Origin of the sequence: Bradyrhizobium sp. B025 (assembly GCF_042257955.1) — a bacterium.
Taxonomy (GTDB): domain Bacteria; phylum Pseudomonadota; class Alphaproteobacteria; order Rhizobiales; family Xanthobacteraceae; genus Bradyrhizobium; species Bradyrhizobium diazoefficiens.
Window position 1 is genome coordinate 8,419,584 of the sequence record NZ_CP170150.1, and the last position, 25,828, is coordinate 8,445,411.

Annotated in this window: 27 protein-coding genes; 13 read left to right on the plus strand and 14 right to left on the minus strand. The window is 65.3% G+C overall.

What is annotated here, in order from left to right; all coding sequences use genetic code 11:
- Nucleotides 1-10 precede the first annotated feature (10 nt).
- From prfA to ACE10W_RS39935, 3 genes are all read left to right on the plus strand, one after another.
- Complete coding sequence (gene prfA / locus ACE10W_RS39925) at nt 11-1,096, plus strand: peptide chain release factor 1 (RefSeq protein WP_011083050.1); 1,086 nt, start codon at nt 11-13, stop codon at nt 1,094-1,096.
- Nucleotides 1,093-1,986 (plus strand): peptide chain release factor N(5)-glutamine methyltransferase, encoded by an 894-nt coding sequence (prmC, locus tag ACE10W_RS39930; RefSeq protein ID WP_304549348.1) that lies wholly within the window; start codon nt 1,093-1,095, stop codon nt 1,984-1,986. Before prfA ends, prmC begins: the two co-directional genes overlap by 4 nt.
- A gap of 463 nt (nt 1,987-2,449) precedes the next feature.
- Nucleotides 2,450-3,238: a DUF4167 domain-containing protein gene (locus ACE10W_RS39935; protein ID WP_011083052.1), complete on the plus strand. Its 789-nt coding sequence runs from the start codon at nt 2,450-2,452 to the stop codon at nt 3,236-3,238.
- Between the two features lie 57 nt (nt 3,239-3,295).
- Here the strand turns inward: ACE10W_RS39935 and ACE10W_RS39940 are convergent, their stop codons facing one another.
- Complete coding sequence (locus ACE10W_RS39940) at nt 3,296-4,036, minus strand: methyltransferase domain-containing protein (protein ID WP_011083053.1); 741 nt, start codon at nt 4,034-4,036, stop codon at nt 3,296-3,298.
- 108 nt (nt 4,037-4,144) lie between these two features.
- On the opposite strand from ACE10W_RS39940, the gene gloB reads away from it, so the two are divergent.
- Together gloB and ACE10W_RS39950 are read left to right on the plus strand one after the other, a co-directional pair.
- Complete coding sequence (gene gloB, locus ACE10W_RS39945) at nt 4,145-4,912, plus strand: hydroxyacylglutathione hydrolase (protein WP_304549349.1); 768 nt, start codon at nt 4,145-4,147, stop codon at nt 4,910-4,912.
- Between the two features lie 23 nt (nt 4,913-4,935).
- Entirely contained in the window at nt 4,936-5,358 is a 423-nt protein-coding gene (locus tag ACE10W_RS39950; RefSeq protein WP_011083055.1) for a cupin domain-containing protein, read from the plus strand.
- A gap of 115 nt (nt 5,359-5,473) precedes the next feature.
- Here the strand turns inward: ACE10W_RS39950 and ACE10W_RS39955 are convergent, their stop codons facing one another.
- The 3 genes from ACE10W_RS39955 to ACE10W_RS39965 form a co-directional block, all read right to left on the minus strand.
- Nucleotides 5,474-6,343 (minus strand): DMT family transporter, encoded by an 870-nt coding sequence (locus ACE10W_RS39955; RefSeq protein WP_304549351.1) that lies wholly within the window; start codon nt 6,341-6,343, stop codon nt 5,474-5,476.
- 168 nt (nt 6,344-6,511) lie between these two features.
- The gene (gene phbB, locus ACE10W_RS39960) at nt 6,512-7,237 is read right to left on the minus strand and encodes an acetoacetyl-CoA reductase (protein ID WP_028175789.1); all 726 of its coding nucleotides are present in this window, start codon (nt 7,235-7,237) and stop codon (nt 6,512-6,514) included.
- Nucleotides 7,238-7,487: 250 nt separating this feature from the next.
- Nucleotides 7,488-8,666 (minus strand): acetyl-CoA C-acetyltransferase, encoded by a 1,179-nt coding sequence (locus ACE10W_RS39965; protein ID WP_028175239.1) that lies wholly within the window; start codon nt 8,664-8,666, stop codon nt 7,488-7,490.
- Between the two features lie 305 nt (nt 8,667-8,971).
- On the opposite strand from ACE10W_RS39965, the gene phaR reads away from it, so the two are divergent.
- Both phaR and ACE10W_RS39975 read left to right on the plus strand, forming a co-directional pair.
- Nucleotides 8,972-9,565 carry a polyhydroxyalkanoate synthesis repressor PhaR gene (gene phaR / locus ACE10W_RS39970; RefSeq protein ID WP_011083059.1) on the plus strand — a complete coding sequence of 198 codons (594 nt, stop codon included), beginning with the start codon at nt 8,972-8,974 and terminating at the stop codon, nt 9,563-9,565.
- Between the two features lie 217 nt (nt 9,566-9,782).
- Nucleotides 9,783-10,403 carry a trans-aconitate 2-methyltransferase gene (locus tag ACE10W_RS39975; RefSeq protein ID WP_304549355.1) on the plus strand — a complete coding sequence of 207 codons (621 nt, stop codon included), beginning with the start codon at nt 9,783-9,785 and terminating at the stop codon, nt 10,401-10,403.
- A gap of 62 nt (nt 10,404-10,465) precedes the next feature.
- On the opposite strand, the gene ACE10W_RS39980 is transcribed toward ACE10W_RS39975, so the two are convergent.
- On the minus strand, nt 10,466-11,353 hold the full coding sequence (locus ACE10W_RS39980) for a branched-chain amino acid aminotransferase (protein WP_304549357.1): 888 nt from the start codon (nt 11,351-11,353) through the stop codon (nt 10,466-10,468).
- 184 nt (nt 11,354-11,537) lie between these two features.
- On the opposite strand from ACE10W_RS39980, the gene ACE10W_RS39985 reads away from it, so the two are divergent.
- Nucleotides 11,538-12,473: an alpha/beta hydrolase gene (locus ACE10W_RS39985; protein ID WP_060909834.1), complete on the plus strand. Its 936-nt coding sequence runs from the start codon at nt 11,538-11,540 to the stop codon at nt 12,471-12,473.
- A gap of 9 nt (nt 12,474-12,482) precedes the next feature.
- On the opposite strand, the gene ACE10W_RS39990 is transcribed toward ACE10W_RS39985, so the two are convergent.
- Nucleotides 12,483-12,731, minus strand: coding sequence for a hypothetical protein (locus tag ACE10W_RS39990; protein WP_060909833.1), 249 nt, complete (start codon nt 12,729-12,731; stop codon nt 12,483-12,485).
- Between the two features lie 335 nt (nt 12,732-13,066).
- On the opposite strand from ACE10W_RS39990, the gene ACE10W_RS39995 reads away from it, so the two are divergent.
- The gene (locus ACE10W_RS39995; protein ID WP_283822081.1) at nt 13,067-13,201 is read left to right on the plus strand and encodes a hypothetical protein; all 135 of its coding nucleotides are present in this window, start codon (nt 13,067-13,069) and stop codon (nt 13,199-13,201) included.
- 66 nt (nt 13,202-13,267) lie between these two features.
- On the opposite strand, the gene ACE10W_RS40000 is transcribed toward ACE10W_RS39995, so the two are convergent.
- From ACE10W_RS40000 to ACE10W_RS40015, 4 genes are all read right to left on the minus strand, one after another.
- Nucleotides 13,268-13,828, minus strand: coding sequence for a carboxymuconolactone decarboxylase family protein (locus tag ACE10W_RS40000; RefSeq protein ID WP_028175243.1), 561 nt, complete (start codon nt 13,826-13,828; stop codon nt 13,268-13,270).
- 109 nt (nt 13,829-13,937) lie between these two features.
- Nucleotides 13,938-14,525 carry a peroxidase-related enzyme gene (locus ACE10W_RS40005; RefSeq protein ID WP_304549362.1) on the minus strand — a complete coding sequence of 196 codons (588 nt, stop codon included), beginning with the start codon at nt 14,523-14,525 and terminating at the stop codon, nt 13,938-13,940.
- The gene (locus ACE10W_RS40010; protein ID WP_304549364.1) at nt 14,522-15,013 is read right to left on the minus strand and encodes a CMD domain-containing protein; all 492 of its coding nucleotides are present in this window, start codon (nt 15,011-15,013) and stop codon (nt 14,522-14,524) included. Before ACE10W_RS40010 ends, ACE10W_RS40005 begins: the two co-directional genes overlap by 4 nt.
- A complete protein-coding gene (locus tag ACE10W_RS40015) occupies nt 15,010-16,167 on the minus strand; it encodes a PLP-dependent cysteine synthase family protein (RefSeq protein ID WP_304553933.1) in 1,158 nt (385 codons plus the stop codon). Before ACE10W_RS40015 ends, ACE10W_RS40010 begins: the two co-directional genes overlap by 4 nt.
- A gap of 86 nt (nt 16,168-16,253) precedes the next feature.
- On the opposite strand from ACE10W_RS40015, the gene ACE10W_RS40020 reads away from it, so the two are divergent.
- The 3 genes from ACE10W_RS40020 to ACE10W_RS40030 are packed head-to-tail and all read left to right on the plus strand — an operon-like array spanning nt 16,254 to nt 20,021.
- Nucleotides 16,254-17,234: a LysR family transcriptional regulator gene (locus ACE10W_RS40020; protein ID WP_304549366.1), complete on the plus strand. Its 981-nt coding sequence runs from the start codon at nt 16,254-16,256 to the stop codon at nt 17,232-17,234.
- Complete coding sequence (locus ACE10W_RS40025; RefSeq protein WP_304549369.1) at nt 17,231-18,691, plus strand: NAD(P)-binding domain-containing protein; 1,461 nt, start codon at nt 17,231-17,233, stop codon at nt 18,689-18,691. Before ACE10W_RS40020 ends, ACE10W_RS40025 begins: the two co-directional genes overlap by 4 nt.
- 25 nt (nt 18,692-18,716) lie before the next feature.
- Nucleotides 18,717-20,021, plus strand: a complete 1,305-nt coding sequence (locus ACE10W_RS40030; protein ID WP_304549371.1) for a citrate-proton symporter — start codon at nt 18,717-18,719, stop codon at nt 20,019-20,021.
- Nucleotides 20,022-20,027: 6 nt separating this feature from the next.
- Here ACE10W_RS40030 and ACE10W_RS40035 read toward each other — a convergent pair whose 3' ends face one another.
- Nucleotides 20,028-20,492, minus strand: coding sequence for an Lrp/AsnC family transcriptional regulator (locus ACE10W_RS40035; RefSeq protein WP_011083072.1), 465 nt, complete (start codon nt 20,490-20,492; stop codon nt 20,028-20,030).
- A gap of 163 nt (nt 20,493-20,655) precedes the next feature.
- Between ACE10W_RS40035 and ACE10W_RS40040 the strand changes: the two genes are divergently transcribed.
- Nucleotides 20,656-21,669 (plus strand): 1-aminocyclopropane-1-carboxylate deaminase, encoded by a 1,014-nt coding sequence (locus tag ACE10W_RS40040; protein ID WP_011083073.1) that lies wholly within the window; start codon nt 20,656-20,658, stop codon nt 21,667-21,669.
- 203 nt (nt 21,670-21,872) lie between these two features.
- Here ACE10W_RS40040 and recQ read toward each other — a convergent pair whose 3' ends face one another.
- From recQ to ACE10W_RS40055, 3 genes are all read right to left on the minus strand, one after another.
- Nucleotides 21,873-23,738 (minus strand): DNA helicase RecQ, encoded by a 1,866-nt coding sequence (recQ, locus tag ACE10W_RS40045; protein WP_370204980.1) that lies wholly within the window; start codon nt 23,736-23,738, stop codon nt 21,873-21,875.
- Nucleotides 23,739-23,973: 235 nt separating this feature from the next.
- Nucleotides 23,974-24,717 carry a polysaccharide deacetylase family protein gene (locus tag ACE10W_RS40050; protein ID WP_028175252.1) on the minus strand — a complete coding sequence of 248 codons (744 nt, stop codon included), beginning with the start codon at nt 24,715-24,717 and terminating at the stop codon, nt 23,974-23,976.
- A gap of 100 nt (nt 24,718-24,817) precedes the next feature.
- Entirely contained in the window at nt 24,818-25,819 is a 1,002-nt protein-coding gene (locus ACE10W_RS40055; protein ID WP_304549378.1) for a homoserine O-succinyltransferase, read from the minus strand.
- Nucleotides 25,820-25,828: the final 9 nt, after the last annotated feature.

Genomic DNA, 25,828 nt, shown 5'->3' on the forward strand with positions numbered 1-25,828 from the left:
GACTTACCCGATGTCGTCACTCCCCGAAGCCAAACTGGACGTCCTGCTCGCGCATCACGCTTCGCTCGAGGCCGAATCGCTGGGACAGCTCGCCTCCGAGCGCTACGTGCAGATCACGCGCGAGCTCGCCGAGATCACACCGCTGATCGAGGCGGTCAAGACTTACCGGTCCGCGGTTAAAGAACTCGCCGACACCGAGGCGCTGATCGCCGATCCCGCGACGGATGCGGAGATGCGCGGCATGGCGGAAGCCGAGCGCGACGAGCTGGCGCCAAGGATCGAGGATCTCGTCCAGAAAATCCGCGTCGCGCTGCTGCCCAAGGACGCCATGGACGACCGCAACGTGGTGCTGGAAATCCGCGCCGGCACCGGCGGCGACGAGGCTTCGCTGTTCGCCGGCGACCTGTTCCGGATGTACGAGCGCTTCGCCAGCCTGCAGGGCTGGAAGGTCGAGGTCATCTCGGCGAGCGAAGGCACCGTCGGCGGCTACAAGGAAATCATCGCGGAGGTGCAGGGCCGCGGCGCGTTCTCGAAGCTGAAGTTCGAATCCGGCGTGCACCGCGTGCAGCGCGTGCCCGACACCGAGACGCAGGGGCGCATCCACACCTCGGCCGCGACGGTGGCGGTGCTGCCGGAGGTCGAGGATGTCGACGTCGACATCAAGAACGACGATCTGCGCATTGAGACCATGCGCGCGCAGGGCGCCGGCGGCCAGCACGTCAACAAGACCGAATCGGCGATCCGCATCACCCACATCCCGACCGGCATCGTGGTGATGATGCAGGACAGCCGCTCGCAGCACAAGAACCGCGCCTCGGCGATGAACATCCTGCGCTCGCGCATCTACGACGCCGAGCGGCAACGCGTCGATGCGGCGCGCTCGGCCGAGCGCAAGGAAAAGGTCGGCTCCGGCGATCGCAGCGAGCGCATCCGCACCTATAATTTCCCGCAAGGGCGCGTCACCGACCACCGCATCAATCTAACGCTCTACAAGCTGCCGCAGGTGATCGCGGGCGAAGCGCTTGGCGAATTGATCGACGCGCTGACCACCGAGCACCAGGCCGCACAGCTCGCCGCGCAAGGCGCGGCGGCGTGACGCCCCGCGTGAGCGATCCCTTCACCGGACAATCGATCGAGAGCGCACGACGTGCACTGGCGGCGCGGCTGCGATCGGCGCAGCTCGACGAAGCCGAGCTCGACGCCCGCATCCTGCTTGGTGCTGCGCTCGGCCTCGATCTCACCGGCCTGATCACGCAGGCTGCGCGGCTCCTCACGGAAGCGGAGGCCTCGCGGCTCGCGCAGCATGCGCAACGCCGGATCGCGGGCGAGCCGGTGGCGCGCATTCTCGGGACGCGCGAATTCTGGGGCCTGCCGTTCCGCCTGTCGGACGCAACCCTGGTCCCACGCCCGGACACCGAAACGGTCGTCGAGCGTGCGCTCGAGCTTTTCCGCGAGCAGAAGGCAATCCAGCAGCCACGCATCGCCGACATCGGCACCGGATCCGGCGCGATCCTGCTGGCGCTGCTGCACGATATTCCCGGCGCCTTCGGCGTCGGCACCGATCTCAGCCTGAACGCGCTCGAGACCGCCAGGGGCAATGCCGTGACCCTTGGCCTTGCCGACCGCTCCGCCTTCGTCGCCTGTTCCTATTTAGCGGCGCTCCGCGGCCCATTCGACCTCATCGTGTCGAATCCGCCCTATATCCCTTCCGCCGAAATTCCGAAATTGAGCATCGAGGTGCGCGAGCACGATCCGCATCTGGCGCTCGACGGCGGCAACGACGGATATGACGCCTACCGCGCCCTGATCCCGCAGGCGGCCGAGCGTCTCGCGCCCGGCGGAGCGCTGATCGTCGAGGCCGGACAGGGCCAGGCCCGAAATATTGAAACCCTTTTGACGGCTGCGGCGTTGGTGGTGGACAGGCCGCCCAAGGCCGATTTGGCGGGTATCCCACGGGCCGTTTCGGCCCGAAAAATGCCCCCATAAAAGCCGGATTGGCCTGTAAAAACCACTTGGAATATCCCTTGGGAACGACTACCTTCTACTCAACACATCGGTGTCGGCCCCGTACACCTACGGGCGAAAGCCGGGCTCTCGGGCGAGAGCTTCACTGATTTTAGGTTCCAAGCCGCAGGTCCTGTTAAGCGCGATAGCCCATTGAGGTGCGCAGCTTTCCGACCGCAAAGTGAACGAAAGCCTGATATTGCGCGCGAAGACTAACGCAAGAAACCAGGGCTTGTTTTGGCAGGCAAAATGAATGGGTTCGCTGGCAATGAATGCTGGCGGGTGGGGAACGCGTCTTTGTTGAACGCGACGGTCGACGAACATTGGCAGGGTTCAAGCCGCCTCTTGCGCGCGGTGCGCGTGAGCGATGTGAACCGCTGTCATCAGGTCACTCCTAGCAATCAGTAATGCGTGCAACCTTTAGGGCTGGAATTAAAGGCAGGACATGAGAAACGGTCAGAACAAGCAGCGGATGCGCAACCGCAACAACAACAATAACAACAACCGGCGCGGCCAGAACCCGATGACCCGGGTCTACGAGTCCAACGGACCCGATATCAAGATCCGCGGCACGGCTTCGCACATCGCCGAAAAATATCTGCAGCTCGCGCGCGACGCGCGCTCCTCCGGCGACCCCGTTGCGGCCGAGAACTACTACCAGCACGCCGAGCACTATTTCCGCCTGATCGCGGCCGCCCAGGAGCAGTTCCGCCAGAACCAGCAGCCGCGCGGCGACGAGCCCATCAGCAGCAATAGCGACGACGGCGAAGACGACGGCGAGAATTTCTCGAATTTCGGCCAGGAGCCGGGCTTCGTCCCGCAGCCGCAACAGCAGCAGCCCTTCATGCGCGACCGCGACGGCCAGCGCGATCATCATCAGCGTGATCACCAGCAGCGTGACAACCAGCCGTCGTACCAGCGCGACAACCAGCAGCCGCGCGAGCACCGCGAACGCGACCATCGTCCGCAGCCGCAGCAATATCAGCCGCAGCCAATGCCGCCGAACCAGCCGCAGCCCGTCATCGCCGATGCCGGCAGCGTCGATCGCCTGCCCTCCTTCATCACCGGCGCACAGCCGCAAGTGAATGTCGGCGCGAACGGCGGCCAGGCTGGCTTCGAGGGCGGTGGTGGCGGCGAGCGCTTTCCGCGCCGGCGGCGCCGGCCGCATGGCCCGCGCCCCGAGCGCGAAGCCGCTCCGGCCGCGTCCAGCGACGATCTGGCGCCCGGCGAGTAAGCTCCTTCGGATTTTCTGATCTGCATCGTCCCGGCCTCGCGCCGGGACGATTTGTTTTCAGCTGCGCGTCACCGTCGAGGACGGCACCAGCACCGGCTTCAACGAGGGAATCAACCGCGCCCGCTCGCGCTTGGCGGGGATCGCGCGATAGACCTGCTTGGTGGCCTCGACGATGTGCACGCCGGCAAAGGGCAGCGACAGCGCCGCCCCGGCACGCTCCCACATCTGCGCCGATTTCAGCACCCAGCCGCCGGCATAGGGCGGCATGAACAGCGCCTCGCCCCAGGCGGTCGGCGTGAACCAGGTCTGGCGCAACAGATCGGTGATCTGCGAGCGCGAATAGGGCCGGCCGTGGCCGAACGGCGTATTGTCGCTGCGCGTCCACACGCCGCGCCGGTTCGGGATCACCGCGATCACGCGGCCGGACGGCGACAGCACGCGCCACACCTCGCGCAGCAACGCAGCCGGATCGTCCGACATCTCCAGCGCGTGGACCAGCAGGATGCGGTCGACCGCGGAATCGGGAAGCGGCAGCGAGAATTCATCCACCAGCGAGGCCAGCGCCGGCCGCCCCGTAGGCCATTTCAGGACGCCCTGGGCCGCCGGCATGAAGGCGAGGCAGCGCTCGGCGTCCTCCCGGAACAGTCCGAGATAGGGCGTGGGATAGCCGATGCCGAGCACGCGCTGGCCCTCGGCGCGCGGCCAGCGCTCCCTGATGCCGCGATTGATCATTTGCCGCGCCACAATCCCGAGGCGACGGGAATAGAACTCGCGGAGGTCGACGACGTCGATGCTCATGACGGCAATGTAACATGCGCAAGGCCGCGGCTGCGCGCTGAATATTGCATTGCCTGCGCAACGTTAACGCCATATTTGTCTGGCGGGGCTGAGCGCGAAGGAGACGTCATGGCTGCCGAAATTCGTACTTTCAGCTGTTTAAACGACAATTTCGGTTACCTGATCCACGATGTGGAAACCAAGGCGACGGCGTCGATCGACGCGCCGGAGGCCGGCCCCATCCTGAAGGCGCTGGAGCGCGAGGGCTGGCAGCTCACCGACATCCTGATCACCCATCATCATGGCGATCATGTCGGCGGGGTCGCCGAACTCAAGCAGCAATATAACTGCCGCGTCGTCGCGCCGCACGACAAGACCACTGCGATCGCCAACGTCGACCTGCGCGTCGCCAATGCCGACGTGGTCAAGGTCGGCAACCTGCTGGCGCGCGTCGTGGAGACGCCCGGCCACACGCTCGACCACATCTCCTACGTGTTCGACACCGAGAAGACCGTGTTCGCCGCCGACACGCTGTTTTCGATCGGCTGCGGCCGCGTCTTCGAGGGCACCTACCCGATGATGTGGGATTCGCTGCTGAAGCTGCGGGCGCTGCCCGACGATTTCAAGCTCTATTGCGGCCACGAATACACGGCTTCCAACGTCAAGTTCGCGCTCACCGTCGATCCCGACAATGCGGCGCTTCAGGCGCGCGCGGCGGAGGTGACCAAGCTTCGCGCCGAGAACAAGCCCACGATTCCCTCACTGCTTGGTGACGAGAAGCGAGCAAACGTGTTCCTGCGTGCCGATGACCCCTCGGTCGCAGCCAGGCTACACATGAAGGGTGCGGATGCCGCCGCGGTCTTCGGCGAGTTGCGCGAGCGCAAGAACAAATCCTAAAGAACAAATCCTGACGGGGATCGATGCCGACCGCAGCCGAGATCATCGCGCGCCTTGAACTCCGACCGCATCCCGAAGGCGGGCACTATCGCGAGACGTTTCGCGACCAGACCACGGACGCCAACGGCCGTTCGCGCTCGACCCTCATTTACTTCCTGCTCGCGCGCGGCGAACGTTCGCACTGGCACCGCATCGATGCGGTCGAGATCTGGCATTACTACGCCGGCAGCCCGCTGATGCTGCGCATCGCGCATGAGGGCTGCTCCCAGCACGAGGTCCGCCTCGGCACGGATCTCGTGAGCGGCGAACGACCGCAGGCCATCGTACCGGCCGATGCATGGCAGATGGCCGAGACAACAGGTGAGTGGACACTGGTCGGCTGCACCGTGGCCCCCGCATTCGAGTTCGCGAAGTTCGAGCTCGCGCCGAAGGGCTGGGAGCCGTAGCTCCACACCGTCATTCCGGGGCGCCCCGCAAGCGGCAAACCCGGAATCTATCTCGCCACCATTGACTCCGATAAATGGATTCCGGGTTCGCACGTCGTGCGCCCCCGAATGACAATCATCGCTTCCGCAACACCATATCTTTCGCCGCGATCAGGCCGCCGCCGGCGATCAGGACCGCGGCGATGGCGATATTGGCACTGGCTTTTGCGAAGCCGGCGGCGATGAGGAAGCCGGTCGACAATAGCGGCGTCGCGTAGGAGGCGGCACCGAGCACGCGGATGTCGCCGCGCTTCATGCCGATGTCCCAGGCGTAGAACGCTGCCCCGACAGGCCCGATGCCGAGCCCAATCACGGAGATCCATTGCAGCGCCGTCTCCGGCCACACGGTGGTTTCGAGCGCGCCATGCATCAGCGCAGCGAGCAACGCCGTGGCGAGACAGAAGCCCGCGACCGCGTCGGTCGGCACCGCCTTCAATCGGCGCGACAGCACCGAATAGGTCGCCCACACGAAGGCGGCGATGAAGGCCGCGATCAATCCCGACACCGCCCCCGGCGCGAAGCCGGAGGTATTGCCGGCGAACAGCAGCACGGTGCCGACGAGGCCGAGCACGGCACCGACGATGTGATGCACGGCGAGCCGCTCGCCCGGCAGGAAGGACGAGAACAGCACGATCAGCAGCGGCCAGAGATAGTTGAGCAGACCGGCTTCAGCCGGCGGCGCGAAGCGCAGCGCGAGGAAATACAGCGCGTGATAGCCGAACAGTCCGCCGACGCCGACGGTCCACACAGCAAGTGGCTGGCGCAGGCTTTTTGCCGCCTCGCCGCGGCCGATCCAGGTGAGCAGGCCGACGAGGCCGCCGATCGCAAATGTCATCGCGGCGAGCTGGAATGCCGGGATCTTTCCGGTCGCCACCGTCATCACTGACAGCAGCGACCACATCAGGGTCGCGGTCAATCCGATCAGCGTCGCGGTGCGGGGAGTCATTTAGATCGCCTCGTCATTCCGGAGCGGCTCAAAGAGCAGAACCCGGAATCTCGAGATTCCGGGTTCGCCGCTATCGCGGCGCCCCGGAATGACAGTGCATGGACAAATGCCCGGGACAAGCCCGGGCATGACGACGTCGTCGATATCAGCCTGCGTGATGCCTACGCATCACACCATGTACTGGCCGCCGTTGACCGTCAGCGTCGAGCCGGTGATGGCGCCGGCTTCGTCGGCGGCGAGGAACACGACCGCGCGTGCGATTTCCTCGGGCTCCCCTAAGCGGCCGATCGGGATCAGCGGCAGGATCGCCTTCTCCAGCACGTCCTTCGGCACCGCCTGCACCATCTCGGTGTTGATGTAGCCGGGGCAGATCGCGTTCACGGTGACGCCGCCCTTGGCGTTCTCCAGCGCTAAGGCCTTGGTGAAGCCGATCTCGCCGGCCTTCGCCGCAGAATAGTTCACCTGGCCGAACTGGCCCTTCTGGCCGTTGATCGAGGAGATGTTGATGATGCGGCCGAACTTGCGCCCGCGCATGCCTTCGATCACCTGGCGCGACATGTTGAACAGCGAGCCGAGATTGGTGCCGATCACGGCGTTCCATTGCTCGAGGCTCATCTTGTGGAAGGCGCCGTCCTTGGTGATGCCGGCATTGTTGACGAGCACGTCGATCGGGCCGACCTCGGCCTCGACCTTCTTCACGCCTTCGGCGCAGGCGTCGAAATTGCTGACGTCCCATTTGTAGACGGCGATGCCGGTCTCCGCCTTGAACTTCTCCGCCGCGGCATCGTTGCCGGCGTAGCTCGCCGCGACCTTGTAGCCGGCCGCCTTCAGCGCCTTGCCGATCGCAGCTCCGATGCCCCGCGTACCACCCGTCACCAATGCAACACGTGCCATATCGTATTCCTTCCCTTGGACTCTTCGGACGTTTCTGAGTGATCGTTTTTAGCTACGGATTATGCGGGACGTTTGACGGACATCAAGAACAAAACGCCCGGCGTGAGCCGGGCGTTTCTCTTTAGTCGAGGCCGACGCGGTTGCGAAGAATATTTGATTTGCAACCGCTGCCTTTTTAGTCGCGTGCAACGCACTCACTTATGTGTGCAGCGCACGCGCATGGTCCACGTAAGCTGCGCGACAGCTAGCTTCAGTCGCGCGCCAGACACATCGCGATACCCATGCCGCCGCCGATGCACAGCGTGGCAAGGCCCTTCTTGGAATCGCGCTTCTGCATCTCGTGCAGCAGCGTCACCAGCACGCGCGCGCCGGAGGCGCCGACCGGGTGGCCGATCGCGATCGCACCGCCATTGACGTTGACCTTGGAGGTGTCCCAGCCGAGGTCCTTGTTGACGGCGCAAGCCTGCGCCGCGAAGGCCTCGTTGGCCTCGATCAGGTCGAGGTCGCCGACGTTCCAGCCGGCCTTCTTCAGCGCGGCGCGCGAGGCCGGGATCGGGCCCGAGCCCATGATCTTCGGATCGACGCCGGCCTGCGCCCACGACACGATGCGCGCGAGCGGCTTCTTGCCTTCCTTGGCAGCCTGCTTGGCGGTCATCAGCACCACGGCGGCAGCGCCGTCATTGATGCCGGAAGCAGAGCCTGCGGTGACCGTGCCGTCCTTCTCGAAGGCGGGACGGAGCTTGGCCATCGCATCGAGCGTTGCGCCATGGCGCGGGTATTCGTCGGCGCTGACGACCACGTCGCCCTTGCGGGTCTTGATGGTGACGGGGACGATCTCGTCGTTGAACTTGCCGGCCTTCTGCGCGGCCTCGGCCTTCTGCTGCGAGGCGACCGCGAACTCGTCCTGCTGGGCGCGGGTGATCTGCCACTGGCGCGCAACGTTCTCGGCGGTGTTGCCCATGTGGTAGCCGTTAAAGGCATCCCACAGGCCGTCCTTGATCATGGTGTCGATGAATTCGAGCGCGCCCATCTTGACGCCGCCACGCAGATACTGGGCGTGCGGAGCCATGCTCATCGATTCCTGGCCGCCGGCGACCACGATCTCGGAATCGCCGTTGAGCAGCGCCTGGTAACCGAGTGCGACCGTGCGCAGACCCGAGCCACAGAGCTGGTTGACGCCCCAGGCCGGGCTCTCCACCGGAATGCCGGCGGCGATCGAGGCCTGGCGGGCCGGGTTCTGGCCCTGAGCGGCGGTCAGAATCTGGCCCATGATGACTTCGGAGACCCGGCCGGGCTCGATGCCACCACGCTCCAGCGCGGCCTTGATGGCGACGGCGCCGAGATCGTGGGCGGGAAGGGTCGCGAACGCTCCGTTGAAGCTTCCGACCGGGGTGCGGGCGGCGCTGACGATGACGACATCGTCTGACATGGGCATCTCCTGGGGTTGAATGGGGGCAGACGGGGCTGGGGAAACGGCTCGCCAGTCTCGGACGGCATCCTGTTAACGTCATTGCGGCATGTCAATCGGCCGGTGGCCGAATTCATGCCGCAACGCATTCCAAATAGCGTTCTTGGCGCTTTCGCAAGCACGTTTTTGCTGCCCGATTAACCGTGGCGCACAAAACGGTAGCGTGACCCCTTTGAAAATGCTTATTTTGTTGCGTTGCGTACTCTTCCCGCCCTGCGGCATCGGCCGCCGGGTTCCCGTTCTCAGCGTCTTGCAAGTGAGAGCCCATGGCGAAATCAGACCAACCCACCACCATCAAGAAATACGCGAACCGCCGGCTCTATAACACCGGAACGAGCACCTATGTGACGCTGGAAGACCTCGCCGCCATGGTCAAGGATGGCGAAGATTTCCTGGTCTACGACGCCAAGACCGGCGACGACATCACCCGCTCGGTGCTGGCACAGATCATCTTCGAGCAGGAGAACAAGGCCGGCCAGAACCTGCTACCGACCACCTTCCTGCGCCAGCTCATCCGCTTCTACGGCGACAGCATGCAGATGGTGGTGCCGAAATATCTGGAACAGTCGATCGCGACGCTGACCCAGGAACAGGAGAAGTTCCGCAAGCAGATCGCCAATACGCTGTCCGGCACGCCCTTTGCGCCCCTGGAGGAGCAGGTCCGCCGCAACATGGAGCTGTTCCAGCAGACCTTCTCGATGTTCAAGCCGTTCGCCCCGCCGGCGCGCTCCTCCACCACCCCGGAGCCGGAGCCCGATGCGACCGCCGAGGCGCCGAAGGACAGCAACATCGACGATCTGCGCCAGCAGATGAAGGAAATGCAGGAACGCCTCGAGCGGATGTCGAAGAAGGAAGAGTAGGTCCTCTCGTTCGCCTCAGCGCGGCCGCCTGCCGCGGGCGTTTGCTTAGCGATTGTGCGCCCGTCATTCCACAATGTCGTCCTGGCGAAAGCCAGGACACATACCGCGTGATCTGTCGGTAGAGATCGATAGCAGTACCGAACGACGAATCATCGCCAAACTGCTTCCTGGGGTAATGGGTCCTGGCTTTCACCAGGACGACGCTGGAGAAGCCGCCATGTCCGACCCAAGCGCGCATTGGAACAACGTCTACGCCACAAAGGGCGAGACCGAGGTCAGCTGGTTTCAGGAGAGCCCGGCGATCTCGCTCGACATGATCCGCTCCGCCAACGTGGATCGCGGCGCAGGTATCATCGATATCGGCGGCGGCGCTTCGCGGCTGGTGGACGCTCTCTTGCAGGACGGATACCGCAACCTCGCCGTGCTGGACCTGTCCGCCAATGCACTCGACGCTGCGAAGCGGCGGATCGGCCCGGCGGCCGTCTCCGTCGACTGGATCGTCGCCGACGCCACGACGTGGCGGCCGGCGCGCAGCTACGAGGTCTGGCACGATCGTGCGGCGTTTCACTTCCTGACCGATCCGCGCGACAGGGCCGCTTACGTCGAGCGCCTGCGGTCGGCGGTTGCGGCCGGCGGCCACGTCATCATCGCCACTTTTGCGCTCGATGGTCCGGAGAAATGCAGCGGCCTGCCGGTGCAGCGCCACGACAGCACGAGTCTTTCGACGGAGTTGGGGCCGGATTTCGAGCTGATCGAAACGCGCAGCGAGACTCATCACACGCCGTGGAAATCGACGCAGGCGTTTCAGTTCAGCCGGTTCCGGAGGCGCGGCTCTTGAGGCGTGGCGCATGCCACACCCTCGGTGTCGTCCTGGCGAAAGTCAGGACGACGTCAGGAAGCCTACGCCGCCAGCTTCATCGCATGCGCAAAGTCCCAATAGAGCTTGCGCGCTTTTGTGTAGAGCGGGCCCAGCTTCAGCTCGCGCTCGTCGATGCGAATCACGGGCGCGACCTTGGCGAAATTGCCGGTTGAAAAAATCTCGTCGGCGGCGAGGAAGTCGGCATAGCGCAACGTCTTCTCGACCACGGTGACGCCGTCGGCGCGAAGCAGGCCGATGACGCGCTGGCGCGTGATGCCGTTGAGGAAGGTGCCGTTCGGCACCGGCGTGAACACCACGCCGTCCCTGGCCATGAACACGTTGGAATTGCCGAACTCGGCGACATTGCCGAGCATGTCGAGCATCAGCGCGTTCTGGAAGCCGCGGGAGGCGGCCTCCGACAGCGCGCGCGAATTGTTGGGATAGAGGCAGGCCGCCTTGGCCTCGACCGGCGCGCATTCGGCCGTCGGCCTGCGGAACGGCGACAGCGTGATGGCGTTGCCTACAGGTTTGGGCATCGGCGCCTCGTAGATGCACAGGCACCAGTTGGTGGTCTCGGGGTCGAACAGCACGCCGCCGCCCGACCCGTTCTCCGCCCAGTACATCGGACGGATATAAAGCTCGGCATTCGCCGCAAAGCGCGCGATGCCTTCGTTTGCGAGCGTGAGCCAGGTGCCGGCATCGACCACCGGCTTCAGGCCAAAATTGATCGCGGATTGATTGGCACGGGCGATGTGACGGTCGAGATCGGGTGCGACGCCCTCGAACGCGCGAGCGCCGTCGAACACGACTGAGCCGAGCCAGGCCGCATGCGTGCGCGGGCCCATGATCGGCACATTGCCGTCGTGCCATTTGCCCTCGAAGAAGGTCCAACTCGGCGAATATTCGATGGCTTTCTTGATCTCGGCCATGGCCGGCCTCCCCTTGGCGTGATGCCACAATATGGCACGACTATTGGGGGCAATTTCTAAATGATTCCCTGCGGGGAATGACCCCCCTCCCCTGGAGGGGCCCCTGGACGGAGGGTGAGCATCGCGGTGAAATAACATTGGGGAGCAAACCGGATATAATGCCGTCCACGTTACGGAGTCCTCCATGCCGCTCGATCCGCTCGCAAAGCGTTTGTTGACCATGATGGCTGCGGCCGGGCCGCAGGTGCGAAACCGGCCGAGCGTCGAGGCGCGGCGGCAGTCGCTGGCGAAACTGATGCAGTTCGCGCGCACTAACGCGCCTGACGTGACCGTCTCCGACGGCACGCTGCCCGGCCCCGACGGAGAGCTTCTCTATCGGCTGTATTCGCCCGCAACCGCCGGTGAGCGCGCGCCGGGCTTCGTGTTCTTTCATGGCGGCGGGCTCGTCGCCGGCAGCGTCGCCACGCACGACCGCATCGCGGCGGCACTTGCGCATGCCACCGGCTGCCGCCTGGTCTCGGTCGATTACCGCCTCGCGCCGGAGCACAAATTTCCGGCCGCGGTGGACGATGCGATCGCCGCCACCGAATGGGTCGCGCGCGAAGCGTCGTCCCTCGGCATCGACGCCGGACGCCTCGTGGTTGGCGGCGATTCCGCCGGCGCGACGCTCGCCGCGATCGTGTGCCAGGAAGCGCTGCAGAACGCCGGCCTGTCCATCCTAGCGCAATGCCTGATCTGCCCGGTGCTGGATTTCGAGGAGACCTCGCCTTCGCGCGAGGCGTTTGCCGAGGGCCATCTGATCGATCGCATCACGATCGAAGCCGATCTCGCCGACTATCTGCCCGGCGGCATCGATGCCGCCGATCCCCGCATCTCACCCCTGCGCGCCACACGCCTTGCGGGCCTGCCGACCGCGATCATCCATACCGCCGAGTTCGACCCGATGCGCGACGAAGGCAATGCCTATGCGCGCAAGCTTCTCGCCGCCGGCGTCACCGTCGAGCACGTCTGCCATGACGGCATGGTCCACAATTTCCACGCCATGGGCGCGATCCTGCCGCAGGCGCAGCTCGTGCTGTCGCAGATCGGCGAACAGGTGCGGCGGGCGGTGGAGAAGTAAAAGCGCGAATCACACGCGCGCGTCCAGCACGGCTCTGGCTGCCGCAACATATTCAAGCCAATGCGCATCCGCATAGCGTTCGGCCTGCCGCACGCAGGTGACATCGGGGGCATGCGCGGCCGCGATCGTGCGCGCGAAGCGCTCTTCGGCGACCGTCACGTCGCCAGGTTCGGCCGACGGAACGGCGGCGGCCACGGCGGTCGGAGCGACAGCGAGGCCTGCCAGACCAGTGAGCAGGATGCGGCGTGTCGTGTTCATGACTGTCGTCCCTCCATTGTCCGGCCTGCACTCTGGCCGGCGAGTATGTCAACGCGATCACCGCAGGGTACCCGCGCACATCCGCGCAGTCCATCGCTTGCGGACAGCGCTTGACCACAGGTGTGATCACGTTCCATCTAACAACAGTTCCGTCATCAAGTCGCCACGCGTCGGATCGTCACGTGCCCCGTCACAGCCCATCGCGAAGCCGACCGTTCGGACATCTATCTCGACCTGCGCACGACTTACGCGACGATTCGCGCGGGCATGCTCGGGCTCGGCTTCGGCACACCTCCCTGTCGGCCGCGTTCGAAGCCCTGGCGGCCCAACGGAGCGTGACGCTGCCGAGCGGACTGCCTGCTGCGAAAAACGACAACCGCCTGTTCGGCATCACCGCGCAGATCGCATGGATGCCGAAACCGTCCTACCAGCTGACGCTGCGGACGCCGCTCTACGCCGTGCGCAATTAGAGCATGATCCGGAAAAGTGTGCAGCGGTTTTCCGAAAAGATCATGCTCGAACAGAACAAGGCGCTTCTACTCCGGCACCGGCACGTCGAAGGTGTTGAGCGTGACCGAGACCATGCAATAGACGCCGACGAGATAGGACAGCTCGGCCGCGCCATGCTCGCCGAACTCCTTGACCGCGGCGCGCCAGGTCAATTCCGGCAGCACGCCGCCGCTCACCAGCGCCGATGCGACGTCGTAGGCGACCGCCTCCTGCTTGGTCAGATCCACCGGCCGTTGCCCGGCCACGATGGTCGCGAGCTTCTCGTCGGAGAGGCCGCGCTGCTCGGCCACCAGCACATGAGCATAGAGCTCGTAGCCGGAGCGGAAATGCGAGCCGGTAACGAGGATCGCGACCTCGCGCACCGAGGCCGGCAGCAGCGGGTTCGACGCGATCGCCTTGACCAGCTCCCACACCGGCTTGCCGAAGCGCGGCTCGCGGACCCAGGGATTCCAGGGTCCGAGCAGCGCGCCATCGTCGCGCATGTTCACAAAGCCCTTGAAGTGGTCCTTGATGCCGGCCCGCATGTCGTCATAGAGCGGCTTCTGTTCGTCGGTCAGATCTTTCGGATCGAGAATGGGAAGGCGCACGGCAGGATCTCCTCGTTGAGAAGCGGAGACCGTCGCCCGCATGTGCGCGCATCGCAAGTGAAGTTGCCGTGACGATCGTGCAATTTTGCAAATAACAGGGAGACGCCGGTTACGGCGCCTCCGGGCGCGCCAGCGGCTCGCCCAGCGTATGCATCAGCCGGTTGGCCCAGCCGAAGATCGCGGCCGACAGTACCAGGTCGAGCTGCTCGAGCTCGCTCAGCCCGGCCTCGCCGAGTGCACGCGCGTCATCTGCGGTAGCTTCGATCGGCGTCATCGAGAGCTTTGTAGCGAAATTGAACAGTGCCTGCTGGCGCGCCTCCAGCGTGGCATCGCGCTCGTCGGCAAAGATTTCCTCGACGACGTCGTTGCGCCCGGAGTAGCTGATGAAGCGTGAGGCGTGCACGGCGGCGCAATAGATGCAGCGGTTGACGACCGAGGCACTCAGCGCGCCGAGCTCACGCTCGGTCGGGGACAAGCCGTCCTTGCCATACATGATGAGGTTGAACAGCGGCGAGCGCACCGCGAGCGATTCCGGGTCATGCGCCAGCGTCAGCACGTAAGGCGAGACGCCCTTGTTGGAGGGCGTGACCTTCATCGCCGCGAGCTGCTCTGATGTCGCCGAGGCGAGCTCGACAGGCGTGACATAGGGCGACCAGGTCGGGATCGTGGCGGTGAAGTTGTGGACGACCTCGCTCATCGGGCTTCGACCTCTTTCAGGAGCCTGAGGCCGGCCAGGACCCGCAGCTGGTAGTTCACGAAGGCGGCAAGCTCGGACAGCCGCACGATATCGGCCTCGCTGACGCCGGCCGTCTTCAGCGCCGCAATGTCCTGTCGCGTCGCCTCGCGCGGCGACAGCGTCAGCAGGTCGGCATGGCGGGCCATGGCGTCGTGCAGGGAATCACCACACAGGCCGCCGGGCCGTGCCAGGGCGGCCAGGTCGAGATCGCTCGCATGCGCCAGATAGGAGTCGTAATGCGCGGTCAGCGCCTCGTCGCCGACGTGCCGGCACATCCGCGCCGCGAGCGCCGCCCGCAAGCCGTGGCTCAGGCCGCCGGGCTCGCGCGGCAGCAGCACCGCGTCATGGGCGGCTTCGCTGAGGCGCAAAATCTCGGCGCGGGCGTTCAGAGCCTGGCCGAGCCGTGACGCCGCGCGCACGCCGGCAATGGTTTCGATCAGCGTGGTCAAGCAACACTCCGCGGGCTCTGTGGATTGACAACATCCTCGACGGCGAGCGCCAGCGGCTGCGCCGTATCCAGGAGCGACGACAGGGCAGTCTCGAACGGCGCTGGATCGAGGCCGCGTGCTTTCAGCCATGCGGGGTCATAGTAGGTCTGCCGATAGCGTTCGCCGGAATCGCAGATCAGCGTGACCAGCGATCCGGTTTGGCCGGCGCTGCGCATCTCCGAGGCAATGCGGCACAGCGCCAGGAAGTTGGTGCCGGTGGAACCGCCGACGGATCGGCGCAGCCGGCGCGACAGTACATTCATCGCCGCAATCGTTGCTACGTCCGGGATTTTCATCATGCGGTCGACAACGCCAGGCACGAAGGACGGTTCGCAGCGCGGCCGGCCGACGCCCTCGATCAGCGAGGGCCGTTCGCAAACGTGGGAGCGGTCCTGCGTGCGGAAGCAATCGAAGAAGGCGGAATGCTCGACATCGGCGACGCACAGCCGCGTCGGATATTGGCGGTAGCGCAAGTAGCGTCCGATGGTGGCCGAGGTGCCGCCGGTGCCGGCGCCCATCACGATCCAGTCCGGCAGCGGGCGCGGCTCGCCCTGCAATTGCGTGAAGATCGATTCGGCGATGTTGTTGTTGCCGCGCCAGTCGGTGGCGCGCTCGGCGAAGGTGAACTGGTCCATGTAGTGGCCGTTCAGGCGGGTGGCGAGCGCGGCGGCCTCGGCATACAGCGCGCGGCCGTCGTCGATCAGATGGCAATTGCCGCCATAATGCTCGATCGCAGCGATCTTCTCCGCCGAGGTCGTGCGCGGCATCACGGCGTAGAAGGGCACGCCGATCATCTGCGCGAAATAGGCTTCCGACACCGCGGTCGATCCCGACGAGGCCTCGACCACGGGCGTGCCTTCGCGGATGTGGCCATTGCAGAGCGCGTAGAGGAACAGCGAGCGCGCCAGCCGATGCTTCAGGCTGCCGGTCGGATGCGTGGACTCGTCCTTCAGATAGATGTCGATGCCTGATAGCGCCGGCACGATCAGCCGGATCAGATGCGTGTCGGCCGTCCGGCATTGGTCGGCCTCGATCGCAGCTACAGCCTCGTCGACCCAGCCGCGCCGGTAGACCGGCCCGGCCGGATTGTGGTGGCGAAAGGGGGTTGGCTCCATCGGCATGACCCCATGGTCTCATAATACTTCTTGCGCATCAAGAAATATTGTTCATTCTTGATCCACATAATGTGGGCGACATGGCCATGAACCAGGACGTTATCGATATCCGCCTTCTCGAGGCCTTCGCCGCCGTGATGTCGGCCGGCAGCATCACCGGCGCGGCGCGGCTGCTCGGCCGATCGCAGCCGGTCGTGACGCGTCAGATCCAGGATCTCGAAGCTGACGTCGGCTATCTCCTGTTCACCCGGAACGGCCCGCGCATCAGCCCGACGCCAAAGGGCGTGCTGTTTCATGCCGAGGTCGAGCGGCTGCTGATGGGCTTGAAGCACATCCGCCAGCGCGCCAACGCGATCGGCGCGGGGGCGCTTCCCGTGCTCAGCCTGGCGGCAATCCCGGCGCTGGCGGCCGGCTTCGTCCCTGCCGCGCTCGCAGCGCTCGAACGCGAGTTGCTGCCAAGCCAGGTCCACGTGCAGGCGCTCTCGGCCGAGAACGTCGTGCAATCGGTGCTGTCGCAGTCGGTCGATTTCGGCCTTGCGAGCCTGCCGATCCAGCATCCCGGGCTCGACATGCAGTGGGTCTGCGAGGTGCCGTGCGTCGCGTGCCTCGCGATGGATCATCCGCTGGCAAAGAAGAAGGTCATTCGCCTCAAGGATCTTGCTGGCGTCCGGCTGCTGACGATGGCCAACCCCTACCGGCTTCGCCGCCGCGTGGAGGAGGCGCTGGAGCGTGAGGGTGTCGTGCCCGCTGAGGTCATCGACACCAACGCTTCGCTGACGGCGATCGCCATGGCCAAGCAGTCGCTCGGCATCGCCGTGGTCGAGCCGGTGCTGACCTCCAGCCTGCCGGTGGAGGGCGTCGTCACCCGGCCCCTGGACGTGTCCATTCCTTTCCTGTTCGCCGCGATTGCGCCGACCGGGCGCGAGCTGACGCCGACGGTTGCCGCGCTCAACGACGCACTGCGCGCCGCGGTCGCGCTGATGCCCGGCGCAAAACTGCATAGCGGCGCCGCCGCGCTGGCCGAGGCCGGCGACGAAACCAGTGAATTCGAGAAAGCTCCCTCATGACGACGATGACACCTGACGCGGCGGGCCTCGCGGCGCTTGAAGCGCGCCTGAAGCAGGATCTGGCCTGGCTCGAACTGCCGGCCAAATCGTGGGTGCCGCGCCGCGTCGTTGACGGCAAGAGCGTCGTCGACGTCGTCATCGTCGGCGCCGGCATGGCCGGCCTCGTCGCCTCCGCCATGCTCAGGCGTCTCGGCGTCGACAACCAGCTCGTGCTCGACCGTGCCCGCGCCGGCGAGGAAGGCCCCTGGGTCACGTTCGCCCGGATGCGGACGCTGCGCTCGCCCAAGGAATTGACCGGACCTGCGATGGGCATGCCGGCGCTGACCTTCCGCGCCTTCTACGAGGCGCAATATGGCAGGCAGGCCTGGCAGGCGCTCGACCGCGCGCCGCGCACGATGTGGATGGATTACCTGATCTGGTACCGCAAGGTGCTGGACCTGCCGGTCCGCAACGGGGTTTCGGTCGAGCGAATCCACGCACGCACCGATGAATTGTTCGCGCTCGACATCAGCGAGGGCGGCACGTCGCGACAGATTCTCGCGCGCCATGTCGTGCTGGCGACGGGGCGCGACGGCCTCGGCGGTGCTTACGTGCCGTCGCTCTGCGACGGCATCGACCGACGTTTCTGGGCGCATTCGTCCGCCCCTATCGACTTCGAGAGACTTCGCGGCAGGCGTGTTGCCGTCGTCGGCGCGGGCGCATCCGCGATGGACAACGCAGCGATGGCGCTGGAGGCGGGCGCAGCGCGGCTCGACCTCTTCATTCGGCGCGCGGACATCCCGCGCGTCAACAAGTTCACCGGCATCGGCAGCCAGGGCGTCGTCCACGGCTTTGCCGGCCTGTCGGATGACTGGAAATGGCGTTTCCTCGCTCACACGCTGAAGGCGCAGACGCCGCCGCCGCGTCAAAGCGTACTGCGGGTCTCCGCCTATCCGCAGGCGCATTTCCATCTCGCAAGCCCGATCGATGATCTCGCCGTCGCGGGAGACCATCTCACGGTAACGACGCCGAAGGGCCGCTACGCGACCGATTTCATCATCTTCGGCACGGGCTTCAAGGTCGACCTCGCGTTGCGCGACGAGCTCGCCGAGTTCGCGCCGCATATCCGGTTCTGGTGCGACCGCTTCCCGGCACCTGACGGCATGGACAATGCCGAGCTGGAGAACTCGCCAGACCTCGGCGGCAGCTTCCAGTTCCTGGAGAAAGAGCCCGGCGCCTGCCCCATGTTGGCGCGGCTGCATTGCTTCAACTATCCGGCGACGCTGAGCCACGGAAAGCTCTCCGGCGATATCCCCGCGATCAGCGAAGGCGCCGACCGGCTCGCGCGCGGCATCGTCCGTCGCCTGTTCGTCGAGGATCGCGAGATTCATTTCGCCAACCTCAAGGCCTTCGCCACGCCGGAACTCGCCGGCGACGAATGGCAGGATGCCGACGTCACCCATCAACCCGCCGAATAGGCGCAACCGGACAGGCAAGCGAGAGATGCAGACGAACAGGAAAGCCATCGCAGCCGCGATCGCCGGCAATGCCCTGGAGTGGTACGACTTCACGGTGTTCGCCCTGATGACACCGGTCATCAAGAACCTGTTCTTCCCGGTCGACCCGAAAATTCCGGGCAGTGAGATCAACGCACTGCTGCTGACCACCGCGCTGTTCGGCACCGGCTTCTTCATGCGGCCGATCGGCGGCCTCGTGCTCGGCTATTTCGGCGATCGCAAGGGGCGGAAGGCGGCGATGACGCTCGGCATGGGCATCATGGCTGTGTCGGTCGCGCTGTTGGCGTTGACGCCGACCTACGCCACGGCCGGCATCGCGGCGCCGCTGATTGTGTTGCTGGCGCGGCTGCTGCAGGGCTTTTCGGTCGGCGGCGAGTTCGGCACCTCGACCGCCTATCTGATCGAAGCGGCGCCTCCCGGCCGCACCGGCTTCTATGGCTCGTGGCAGATCGCCGGCCAGCTCATGGCCAACGTGCTCGGCGCAGTGCTGGGTGCCGCCCTGACGCTGGCGTTCACGCAGGAGCAGCTTGCCGCCGGCGCCTGGCGCATTCCCTTCTTCGTCGGCCTCGTGATCGTTCCGATCCTGCTCTATATGCGCGCCAGCGTCATCGAGCCCGAAGCTTCCCGGCGCAGCATGGCGACGCTGCACAAGGACAATTTCATCGCCGCGCTGAAGAATCCCGGCCGCAATTTCCTGATCGGCATGGGCATGGTGGTGGCGAGCGCCGTGTCGTTCTACGTCACCTTCGGCTACACCGTGACCTACGCCAAGGAGGTGCTGAAGCTGCCGCTGATGCAGAGCTTCCTGGTGCAGATGATCGCGGCAATCGTGATGGTGATCGTCGTGCCGATCGCGGGCGCCGTCTCCGACCGCTATCCGCGCCGGCCGCTGTTGCTGGTCTCGCTGATCGGCTATTTCGTCTCGCTCTACCCGCTCTATGCCTGGGTGATCTCCGAGCCGTCGATCGCAAGGCTCCTGGTCGCCCAAATCGTCATCGGCTTCTTCAGCGCCTTCTTCCTCGGCGTCTACTGCACCACGCTGGTCGAGCTGTTCCCAATCCGCGTCCGCTCGACCGCGCTTGCGATCGTCAACAATGTCGCGGTGCTGGTGTTCGGCGGCTTTGCCCAGTTCTTCGTGACCTGGCTGATCGCGCTCACCGGCTCCCCGCTGGCGCCGATCTTCTATGTCATGATCGGCGTCGGCCTCGGGCTGATCGCGGTGATCGCGATGCGGCCGGAGGACGCCGAGCGGGAGCAGGTCCCGGACGGCGTCGTCGAACAGGCATCGTGAAGCCGCTCAAAACTCCAGCGGCGCGTTGTCGACGACCTCTTTCATCACGAAGAAGGTGCGGGTCTGGCGCACGCCGGGCAGCGCGATGAGCTGCTCGCCATGGATGCGGTTGAAATCCTCCATGTCGCCGACGCGGATCTTGAGGAAATAGTCGAAGTCGCCGGCGACGAGGTGGCAGTCGAGCACGAATTTCAGTTTTGCGATCGCCTGCTCGAAGATGGCAAAGCTTTCCGGCGTCGAGCGGTCCAGCACGACGCCGACCATGACCAGCGTCCCCTTCGCCACCTTCTTCGGCGCGATCATGGCGCGGACGGCAGCGATGAAGCCGTCCTCGAACAGGCGCTGGGTGCGGCGATGGCAGGTGGCGGGGCTGATCGCAACGGTTTCGGCCAGCTCGGCATTGCTGAGCCGGCCGTTATTTTGAAGCAATCTCAATATCTTAAGGTCGGTTCGATCGAGCCGAAGCGGCATGGAAGAAGCTTCCGATATTGGATAATTTTCTGAAAGAAATATTAGTCAAAATGCCAATCTTCGCAAGATATCATGCAATATCGGTGCAGCATTCGAGAGCACATTCCTTAGCACATATGCTAGTCGCTGCGGCCAGCTCAACACCAATCGGGATGACCTGACCATGCTGGAAAAATTCGCGCGCTATCCGCTGACCTTCGGCCCGACGCCCATCGAGAAGCTGGAGCGGCTGTCGAAACATCTCGGCGGCAATGTCGAGATCTATGCCAAGCGCGAGGACTGCAATTCCGGCCTCGCCTATGGCGGCAACAAGCTGCGCAAGCTCGAATACATCATCCCGGACGCGATCGCCTCGAACGCCGACACGCTGGTCTCGATCGGCGGCGTGCAGTCCAACCACACCCGCATGATCGCCGCCGTCGCCGCCAAGATCGGCATGAAGTGCCGCCTGGTGCAGGAAGCCTGGGTGCCGCACGAGGACGCCGTCTATGACCGCGTCGGCAACATCATGCTCTCGCGCATCATGGGCGCCGACGTGCGCCTGGTCGACGACGGCTTCGACATCGGCATCCGCAAGAGCTGGGAGCAGGCGATCGAGGAAGTGAAGGCCGCGGGCGGCAAGCCTTACGCGATTCCCGCCGGCGCCTCCGTGCACAAATATGGCGGGCTCGGCTATGTCGGCTTCGCCGAGGAAGTGCGTAAGCAGGAAGCCGAGCTCGGCTTCAAATTCGACTACATCGTGGTCTGCACCGTCACCGGCTCGACCCATGCCGGCATGCTGGTCGGCTTCGCCGCCGACGGCCGCGCGCGAAAGGTGATCGGCATCGACGGCTCGTTCACCCCGGCGCAGACCAAGGCACAGGTGCTCTCGATCGCCCAGAACACGGCCAAGCTCGTCGAGCTCGGCAAGGACATCGTCGCAGACGACGTCGTGCTGATCGAGGACTACGCCTATCCCGCCTATGGCGTGCCGTCGGAAGAGACCAAGGAGGCGATCCGCCTCACCGCGCGTCTCGAAGCCATGATCACCGACCCCGTCTACGAGGGCAAGTCGATGCAGGGCCTGATCGACCTGACGCAGAAGGGCTATTTCGAGAAGGGCGCGAAGGTCCTCTACGCGCATCTCGGCGGTGCCCCGGCGCTCAACGGCTACGGCTACGCGTTCCGGAACGGCTAGTGCGTCGGTGCCGTAAGACGGCGCGCGCCTCCTCACTGGTCTCGTCCTGGCGAAAGCCAGGACCCATTACCCCGACTGCTAATTGTTGAAACACACTGAGGCTGTCGGCGTGCCGTTTCCCACGGCCTGTGGTTATGGATCCCGGATCTGCGCGCGCTTTGGGCGCGCTTGTCCGGGATGACGGTGGAGATATTAGCTCACCCCTACCGCGTCCGCACGATCTGCAGCAGCTCGTCGCCATAATGCTCGAGCTTCTTGTCGCCGATGCCGGGCACGTTGCGGAGCTCGTCCAGCGTGGTCGGCCAGGCTCGCACGATGCCGTCAATCGTGGCGTCGTGCAGCACGACATAGGCCGGCACGCCACGTTCGCGCGCGACATCCGAGCGCCAGGAGCGCAGCCGGGCACGCAATTCAGGATCGACATCGCCTTGCGGGGCGCTGGCGGCAGGCGCGAGATCGCCGCGGCGGGATTTTGCGCGGCTGGAACGGGCGCGGGTGCCGGGCGCCTCCTCACGCAGCCACACCTCTGTCTCGCCGCGTAGCACGCCGCGCGCGGCCTCCGTCAGCTTCAGTGCGCCGTAAGCTTCGCTGTCGCTCTGCAAATAGCCCATCGCGACGAGCTGCCGCAGCACCGTGCGCCACTGCTTTTCGTTGAGCTCGCGCCCGATGCCGAACACCGACAGCTTGTCGTGGCCGAACTGCGTGACCTTCTCGGTCAAGCGACCGATCAGCACGTCGATCAGGTGCATCGCGCCGAAACGCTGGCCGGTCCGATAGACGCAGGAGAGCAGTTTTTGCGCCAGCACCTTGCCGTCGCGCATCTTCGGCGGCGTCAGGCAATTGTCGCAATTGCCGCAGGTTTCGCCGTGCACGATCTCGCCGAAATAGGCGAGCAGCCGCCTGCGCCGGCACTGCGCGGTCTCGGCGAGCCCGACCAGCGCGTCGAGCTTGCCGATCGACACGCGCTTGAAATCGTCCGAGCCGCTGGACTCGTCGATCATGCGGCGTTGCTGCACGATGTCGGAGAGGCCGTAGGCCATCCATGCCGCGGACGGCTTGCCATCGCGGCCGGCGCGTCCCGTCTCCTGGTAATAGGCCTCGATGCTCTTGGGCAGATCGAGATGCGCGACGAAGCGCACGTCGGGCTTGTCGATGCCCATGCCGAAGGCGATGGTCGCCACGATGACGATGCCGTCCTCGTTGAGGAAGCGGTCCTGGTTGCGCGAGCGCACGCTACTGTCGAGCCCGGCGTGATAGGGCAGCGCGGCGATGCCGGCATCATCGAGCGCGGCGGCGACCTCCTCGACCCGGTTGCGCGACAGGCAGTAGACCACGCCGGCGTCACCCGCATGGCGCTCCCGGATGAACTCCTTGAGCTGCGACACCGCATTGCGCTTGTCGACGATCTCGTAACGGATATTGGGGCGGTCGAAGCTAGAGACGAATTGCGGACTGCCCCCAAGCTTGAGCCGTTCAACGATCTCCTTCCGCGTCAATTCGTCGGCGGTCGCGGTCAGCGCGATGCGCGGCACCTCGGGAAAGCGCTCGGCGATGATGGAAAGGCCGACATATTCGGGGCGGAAGTCGTGGCCCCATTGCGAGACGCAGTGCGCCTCGTCGATCGCGAACAGCGCCACCTTGGCCTGCGCCAGCATCGACAGGCAGCGCGGCGTCACCAGTCGTTCCGGCGCGACATAGAGCAGGTCGAGATCGCCCGCGATCAGGCGGCGCTCGATGTCGGAGGCCTCCTGCGGCGTCAGCGAGGAGTTCAGCGCGGCGGCGTTGACCCCGGCCTCAAGCAGGCCGGCAACCTGGTCGCGCATCAGCGCAATCAAGGGCGAGACCACGATGCCGCAGCCTTCGCGCAGCAACGACGGCAACTGGTAGCACAGCGACTTGCCGCCGCCGGTCGGCATCAACACGAGGCAATTGCCGCCATCGGTGACATGCCGGATGATCTCGCCCTGCGCGCCGCGGAACCCCGGCAGGCCGAACACCGAATGCAGCACCGACAGCGCGTCGCGGCCGTTGCCCGGCGCGGGCAGCGGAGCAGTGGAAGGGACGTTCATGGGTGTGTCGGAGGCCGTGGGATTCGTCACAAGGCCAGTCGCATGGCTGCGCGGGCGTGGCAAGACGATTTGACGCTTGCGCCGCTGCTTCTTCTCCCTCTCCCCGCTCTTACGGGGAGAGAGTTGGGGTGAGGGGCCTCTTTCCACGGATGAGACTGTTGCGGGACCTGTACCCCCTCACCCGGATCGCAAGAGCGATCCGACCTCTCCCCGCAAGCGGGGCGAGGTAAGAGAGCTACGCCCCGATTCGTCGCAGCGCCTCCGCGACGGTTACGATCGGCATGTCGCGCTTGCCGGCCGCCTCCAGCGCATGGCGCATCAGGTGCGGCGTGCAGCCATAGGGGCTCGGCGCGTTCACGACGTCATGGCCGTAGAAGATGAGCCATCCGCCGCTTGCGACCGCCTCGTCGAAATAGCGATCGACGCCCGCCCTATCGATCTCGCAATCGACCAACGGCGAGGCGCGCAGGAACTGGAGGTCGATGACATCGCGATTGACGCCGGGCAGAATGCCGCGCGCCGAGCGGAAGGTTCTCGCGAGCTGCGGCTTGCGCCAGACCGAGGCGAGGCCGTACGGATAGGCGAAATTCTCCAGCGCGATCGAGGAATCGATGCCGCGGAGATGGCTGCGGTTTCGTTCGATCTCGCGGGTCATGGCGGCCTCGCCGAGATTGACCGCGCTCTCGTGCGAAAAGGTATGGCAGGCGATCTCGTGGCCGGCATGGTGAAGCCGCACGATCGCGTCGTTCGACAGCCCATGCCAGTGATCCGACGGCCGGCCAATCAGGCTGCCGGCGATGTAGTAGGTGCCGCGGCCACCATGCGCTTCGAGAAGCGAAGCACCCTCGCCGGCGGCACTATCGGGGGCATCGTCGAAGGTGAAGCTCACCATCGGCGCGTGCGCGGGCAGCCGGTGCGGCGCGGCACGGAAATGCCGGGCCAGCCGATTGCTCACGCGTCCCTGGAGTGCCGACCACACGACCGCATTTCCTGTTTGCCCCGCCCCCTTCAGTGAAGCATTCGTACGCTGCCGGAGGCAAGCTTCACACTTCGTTAGTCCTAACGTGAAGCGTCCTGACCTAGCGCGCCAGGACCGACGCATCGGCGTCCGCGCCGAGATACTGCAGCCAGTTACGGAATAGCGCCGCCGCCGCGCTGCCGGCGGCGATATCGGCGCGCAAATTCAGCGCGGGAAGCTCGTTGCTGAGCGCTGGATGGCGCTGGTGCCTCGCCTGCTTCTCGAAGCGCACAAGCTTCTCTTCCGTCGCTGCGTCAAAATAGCTCACCGGCAGGTGCGGATAATTGTCACGCTCGCGCACGAGGTAGCGGCCGACGTCGCGCAGATATTCGCGCTGGAGCGACAATGCGTCATATTCGGGGTGGCCCTGGAAGAACACGAAGCGGCTGGCATATTGGCGGACGAAGACGTCGACACCAGCCAGTGCCGAGCGGGTCAAGACCTGATAACCGGCCTGCTCGAGATCACTCTCGACGATCTCGTTCAGGCGCGAATGCGAAACCTTGAGCGGCGCAGGCAGGGCATGCGTCAGCAGATCACCCGTAACGGCCTCGCAGTCGAAGATGCCGTGACACTTGGCTGGCAACCGTCGCCGCGCGATGCCGTCGAGGTGCAGCACCGCGGCGTGCGCGGCGAGGCATGACCAGATCGTCGAGCGCGTGTTGGTCCTCGCCCAGTCGACCAGATCGGTGAGGTCGCGCCAGTACGGCTCCTGGTCGAGCTCGGGCGCGACCGGCTCGGCGCCGGTCACGATCAGCCCGTCGAATCGCTGACGCTTGAGATCCGCGAGATCGGAATATTCGCTCTCGACGTGCCATTTCGCTTCGGGCGAGCGCTTGACCGAGGGCAGCGAGAAGCAGTGGAAGCGGATGCGGCGCGGGCCGGCGGCGGCCTGGAGCAGCTTCATGAACTGCCGCTCAGTCGCCTTCAGCGCCGGATCAGGCATGTTGTTGATCAGCCCGATGGTGAGCTCGGCGCCGGCATGATCGCGCGCCAGATCGCCCTCGGCCGGCACCAGCGCCGGGCTCGACATACCGTGATCCCTGTCGATCAGGATCGTCATCGGGGCCGT

Bases quoted from the DNA above. Each gene is read 5' to 3' on its own strand.
- ACE10W_RS39950 (WP_011083055.1), top strand. From the start codon at position 4,936: ATGCCGACCGCAGCCGAGATCATCGCGCGCCTTGAACTCCGACCGCAT.
- ACE10W_RS39990 (WP_060909833.1), bottom strand. From the start codon at position 12,731: ATGAACACGACACGCCGCATCCTGCTCACTGGTCTGGCAGGCCTCGCT.
- phbB (WP_028175789.1), bottom strand. From the start codon at position 7,237: ATGGCACGTGTTGCATTGGTGACGGGTGGTACGCGGGGCATCGGAGCT.
- ACE10W_RS39955 (WP_304549351.1), bottom strand. From the start codon at position 6,343: ATGACTCCCCGCACCGCGACGCTGATCGGATTGACCGCGACCCTGATG.
- ACE10W_RS40030 (WP_304549371.1), top strand. From the start codon at position 18,717: ATGCAGACGAACAGGAAAGCCATCGCAGCCGCGATCGCCGGCAATGCC.
- ACE10W_RS39975 (WP_304549355.1), top strand. From the start codon at position 9,783: ATGTCCGACCCAAGCGCGCATTGGAACAACGTCTACGCCACAAAGGGC.
- ACE10W_RS39985 (WP_060909834.1), top strand. From the start codon at position 11,538: ATGCCGCTCGATCCGCTCGCAAAGCGTTTGTTGACCATGATGGCTGCG.
- ACE10W_RS40005 (WP_304549362.1), bottom strand. From the start codon at position 14,525: ATGAGCGAGGTCGTCCACAACTTCACCGCCACGATCCCGACCTGGTCG.
- ACE10W_RS40025 (WP_304549369.1), top strand. From the start codon at position 17,231: ATGACGACGATGACACCTGACGCGGCGGGCCTCGCGGCGCTTGAAGCG.
- ACE10W_RS39935 (WP_011083052.1), top strand. From the start codon at position 2,450: ATGAGAAACGGTCAGAACAAGCAGCGGATGCGCAACCGCAACAACAAC.
- prfA (WP_011083050.1), top strand. From the start codon at position 11: ATGTCGTCACTCCCCGAAGCCAAACTGGACGTCCTGCTCGCGCATCAC.
- gloB (WP_304549349.1), top strand. From the start codon at position 4,145: ATGGCTGCCGAAATTCGTACTTTCAGCTGTTTAAACGACAATTTCGGT.
- recQ (WP_370204980.1), bottom strand. From the start codon at position 23,738: ATGAACGTCCCTTCCACTGCTCCGCTGCCCGCGCCGGGCAACGGCCGC.
- ACE10W_RS40055 (WP_304549378.1), bottom strand. From the start codon at position 25,819: ATGACGATCCTGATCGACAGGGATCACGGTATGTCGAGCCCGGCGCTG.
- ACE10W_RS40035 (WP_011083072.1), bottom strand. From the start codon at position 20,492: ATGCCGCTTCGGCTCGATCGAACCGACCTTAAGATATTGAGATTGCTT.
- phaR (WP_011083059.1), top strand. From the start codon at position 8,972: ATGGCGAAATCAGACCAACCCACCACCATCAAGAAATACGCGAACCGC.
- ACE10W_RS39940 (WP_011083053.1), bottom strand. From the start codon at position 4,036: ATGAGCATCGACGTCGTCGACCTCCGCGAGTTCTATTCCCGTCGCCTC.
- ACE10W_RS39965 (WP_028175239.1), bottom strand. From the start codon at position 8,666: ATGTCAGACGATGTCGTCATCGTCAGCGCCGCCCGCACCCCGGTCGGA.
- ACE10W_RS39980 (WP_304549357.1), bottom strand. From the start codon at position 11,353: ATGGCCGAGATCAAGAAAGCCATCGAATATTCGCCGAGTTGGACCTTC.
- ACE10W_RS40040 (WP_011083073.1), top strand. From the start codon at position 20,656: ATGCTGGAAAAATTCGCGCGCTATCCGCTGACCTTCGGCCCGACGCCC.
- ACE10W_RS40020 (WP_304549366.1), top strand. From the start codon at position 16,254: ATGAACCAGGACGTTATCGATATCCGCCTTCTCGAGGCCTTCGCCGCC.
- ACE10W_RS40015 (WP_304553933.1), bottom strand. From the start codon at position 16,167: ATGGAGCCAACCCCCTTTCGCCACCACAATCCGGCCGGGCCGGTCTAC.